Source organism: Planktothrix sp. FACHB-1355 (genome assembly GCF_014748295.1).
GTDB lineage: Bacteria > Cyanobacteriota > Cyanobacteriia > Cyanobacteriales > Aerosakkonemataceae > Aerosakkonema > Aerosakkonema funiforme_A.
Genome location: NZ_JACJUP010000555.1, coordinates 1 through 4372, shown reverse-complemented (window position 1 = coordinate 4372; position 4372 = coordinate 1). Strand labels below are relative to the sequence as shown.

General features: G+C 42.9%; 3 protein-coding genes and 1 pseudogene. All 4 read left to right on the top strand.

Annotated elements, in window-relative coordinates:
* Window positions 1-2237 (top strand): LAGLIDADG family homing endonuclease (locus tag H6S82_RS33660; RefSeq protein ID WP_277926517.1); only part of this gene is annotated, 2237 nt, incomplete at its 5' end.
* A gap of 230 nt (window positions 2238-2467) precedes the next feature.
* Entirely contained in the window at window positions 2468-2839 is a 372-nt protein-coding gene (locus H6S82_RS20500; protein ID WP_190470754.1) for a hypothetical protein, read from the top strand.
* A 45-nt stretch (window positions 2840-2884) separates the two neighbouring features.
* Entirely contained in the window at window positions 2885-3961 is a 1077-nt protein-coding gene (nrdJ, locus tag H6S82_RS20495; protein ID WP_242057041.1) for a ribonucleoside-triphosphate reductase, adenosylcobalamin-dependent, read from the top strand.
* Window positions 3962-4034: 73 nt separating this feature from the next.
* Window positions 4035-4372, top strand: a pseudogene (locus H6S82_RS20490) (hypothetical protein); the annotation flags it as partial.

The following is a 4372-nucleotide window of genomic DNA, read 5'->3' as shown; positions in this document are numbered from 1 at the left end:
TCAAAGCCCTCACCTCCGGTCGCTGGCTTTGGGTAGGAGGTAGCGAGTGGATCGAGCAACAAGAGAACTTTTCCGGCGCTTACAATTGCTCCTCCACAAACATAAACGACTGGCGAGCCTTTGGCCTGCTGATGGATTTGGCCATGATGGGCTGCGGTACGGGTGCTGTCCTGGAACCGAAGTATATTAACCAACTACCGCCTATCCGCAATCGTCTGAATGTCACCCTTCAGGGACAAATTGGTGCTACGCCAGCAAACCAACGTCGAGAAGAAACCGAAGTCAAAATAGAGGGGAACCAAGTTACGATCTACGTTGGTGACAGCCGCCAAGGTTGGGTTAAATCGTATCAAACGCTGCTGGAATTATCCACCGACGAACGCTTCTCAGGAGAAGTGCAAGTAGCAATAAATATCAGCGATGTTCGCGCTGCCGGAGAACCATTAAAAGGTTTTGGCGGCGTCGCTAATCCTGTTAAATTGCCGGGACTTTATGAGCGGTGTACGGCAATTTTGAATAAAGCAGTAGGTAGACAATTAAATTCAGTCGAATGCTGTTTATTAATTGATGAAGCAGCCGTCACAATTGTGGCAGGTAACATTCGTCGCTGTCTTCCCGAAGATGCTTTAGTTCATACTTCCAAAGGTTTAGTTCCTATCCGCGACGTGCAAGTAGGTGACTTAGTACAAACACCGCTAGGATTCCGGCGAGTTGTTAATAAGTTCGATCAAGGGTTTCAAGATGTCTACGAAATTGAAACCAATGGTACTTATCCAAGAGCAACTTTAAACCACAGACAAGCAGTTCTTGCAGATGGTAAGGGTGGGATTACCTGGAAATATCTTGCTAGTTTATCTGAAGGCGATCGCTTGTTACACAATAGACAAATCCTTCCAGGTACGATCGCTCACTTACCCCCCGATATTACAGAATCGAGACCTTCTCAAAGTCGAACAGCCAAACAGTTAATTATCCCCGAACTTACCCCTGATATAGCTTGGTTAATTGGCTTTACTCAGGGGGATGGCTATGTTGCGATCGGTCGGAATAAACATGGTAAACCTTACGGCTTTGTTACCTGGGCAGCCAACAATTGCCAGCCAGAACTTGTTGCCAAAATTCAATCTAAAATAGATGCTGCTTTAGCTTTATTCGGCCTAACCGCTTGCCACGGTGTTGTCAACGGCGAAAATACAGCTAAATCAGTTTGTTCATCTATTCGATTCGCTGAATACTTCCATCGTTACATTAAACAGCCTAATGTTTCCTTAGAAGTTCCTAGCTTTATTTTGCAGGGTTCTGTAGATATCAGATCTGCTTACTTAGCTGGATTAATGGATAGTGACGGCTCTATTAATAACCGCCCACCTCATTTAGTTACCACCGTTTATCGCTCATTTGTCAGACAAGTTGCAGCCGTTTTATCTAGTTTGGGAATTGCTGGCAGACTCAAAATAGTACAACCAGAAAATCAAGCATGGCAGCATAAATATAGCTTGACAATTCCAGCATTTAAGGAACGTTACAACGCGCTAATTGCTCCCCATTCTGCTAAAGGAGAACTACAGCAAGGTCTGAAAATGTATGGTTTTACCGTTCCCGGTACAATTATGCGGGAAGCTTACACCTACAGCGAGATGCGCGAAATGGGATTCCAAGGTTCTCGCTTGGTTGATGCTAACTACGAACGCTATATTGCCGAGGCAGATATCTCTTTAGATATTCCAGTGACAGTCAAAGGATTGGGCAGTTACGATCATGTCCAAACTTATGATATTGAAGTAGAAGAAGCTCATTGTTTCTACTGCGATGGGTATTTGACCCATAATAGTGCGGGAATGCGCCAAGGCTTTAGCGAAGATGAATTATTTGCTAATGCTAAATCTAACCTTTGGCAACAAGATGCTGATGGTAACTGGCGCATCGATCCAGAGCGAGATGCTTTGAGAATGGCAAATCATACCAGAGTATTTCATCACAAACCAACCTTGTCAGAATGTCTTGAAGCAGTTCGCAAACAGTATTATTCTGGTGAAGGGGCAATTCAATGGGCTGGCGAGGCAGTTGCCAGAGCTAATAGCGATCTATTGGAAACACCTGAAAAGAAATTGGAATTTCTCAAAACTTACGAACAAGGAAATGCAAAAGAATGGATTGAAGAACATTATTCTAGTGTAGACAAAAGTGAATTAGAGCATCGATTAGCCCGTGTGGGCTTAAATCCGTGTGGTAAGTAATTTTGCCTCACGTTAATCACCCGGCAAAAACGGAGAAGGCTGAGATGCTAATTCCGTGGTAACTAGAAAGGGTAACGCCTTCTAGTACCGTACAGAGTAGAGAATGAAACTCTAAACAGAGATGGTAAATAAAATAAGTTATCTATATTGCTCATAGGTAATAGCTTTATTTGTCATATTGATAATTTAGAGAATATAATTTCTCCAAGAGTGTCGGGCTACAAAAATGAATGGAAGGACTTATTGCGGTCACTACAAAGGGAACTATCTCAAGTCAACCTTGGAGTACATTTACGCCAGATCTCTTGATTATATGCTCTAATGCTGCCACTTTCTCAAAAACCTCTAGTGAAAATTCTTCGGTCATCCAGAAAATGGCTCTTGATTTTGCTAAAAACCACGCCCAGGCGATTCTGAGTTGTAAGCTTAATAAAATCAAGCCAGTTCTTCAACCTTTTTATGACCAAATTGAGCAAGAATTTGGCATCAAGGATGAAAGAACGCTAAGTAAAGCTTTACTGGGATACCAAACCAACCGCAAAGAAGTTCTTGCTTGTTTCCGTTCATTTGTAGAAAATGTACTCGGAACTACAGGGAAATAAACCTGTAGAACTAGAGGATAAACAGCCTCTAGGATAACATTAATATTGGAAATTATTGGCTCTAATTTTCACTGCAACCTTTCGGAGATCCACCTTAACCAAATCGATCCATACAATTACAAAGAGCAAGAGGAAGCTTTTACTGCTGGTGCTTTATCAGTAGCAACGCTACTCAATCACAAATTCTTGGAACCGCGCTATCAATACAGTCGCGAATTAGACCCGATTGTAGGTGTATCATTCACGGGTTTATTTGACTTTTTTGTGAATGCTTTTGGTGTCGATTGGTTGCGTTGGTGGGAAGAAGGACGCCCGGAAACCGAACAAGGAATTGAGTTTAAACGGCGTGAGGAAGAATATCTCACTCGTTGGCGGGAAATAGTGCATCGGGTAGTGTGGGATTATTGCGATCGTCACAACCTCAAACGCCCCAATCGCTGTACAACTATCCAACCCAGCGGGACAAAATCTCTCTTAACTGGCGCATCTCCCGGATGGCATCCACCCAAAGCGCAGCGTTTTATTCGGCGGATTACCTTCCGGAAAAACGACCCGGTAGCCCTCGCTTGTATCGACTACGGTTACAATGTGATTCCCTCGCAATCTGACAAAGATGAACATGGGAATCTCCTAAACGATCCCTTCGATCCCCGTTGTTCGGAATGGCTAGTTGAAATACCCGTTTCCGTACTTTGGGCTGACTTACCCGGTGCCGATGAAATTGACATCAGCAAGTTCTCAGCTTTAGCTCAAATGGACTTTTATATGCAAGTCCAGAAATTTTATGTGCGGCATAACACAAGTGCCACAATTGAGTTGCGGGAAAATGAAATAGAAGCTTTAGGGAGTCGGATTTATGAAGCGATACGGGATGACGAAGGCTATATTTCTGCCGCACTTTTAGCAAGGTTCGATGACTTGCAAACCTTCCCTCGCTTACCGTTTGAGCCAATTGCAAAACAGCAGTACGATCGACTCATAAAAGAAGTAGAAATGCGCCGTCAGACAGATGATTTTCATACTGCTTTGAGTCGTTACGATTCCGGCTATTTAACGGAAGCAGGGCCAGCAGGTTGCGATTCCGATAAATGTATGATGCCAGAACAAAAACCGGGTTCATAAGTAACTTAAAATCCCCAGAATTTAACCTGGGGATTTCTCCGTTTATCCTCACGATAGTTGATAGGTGGAATATATGGTAGATTCTTCAGTTGAACAGTATGCAAGTGAGATATTTACTTTTGCTTTTCAGGCTGACCCTAGAATCGGTTGTTTTAGTCTAACTCCTACGGTTACAAAGGAGTTACGCAACAAAATTAGTTACCATTTGGGTAATTTATTAAATTTGACTGTGATTTATCATGAGTCTTTGTTTTGGGTCATGGTTCATCCTAATGCTGAAGTCCCAAAGAAGTCTGTTTGGCAAGATACGCTTAACACTGTCTGTGAAAAGCTTAAAAAAGATTATGGCGATCACCAATATGAAATTGAGTGGCAACAAGTCCACCCACCGTATCAACCAATTATTTTGAG

Bases quoted from the DNA above. Each gene is read 5' to 3' on its own strand.
- H6S82_RS20500 (WP_190470754.1), top strand. From the start codon at position 2,468: ATGGAAGGACTTATTGCGGTCACTACAAAGGGAACTATCTCAAGTCAA.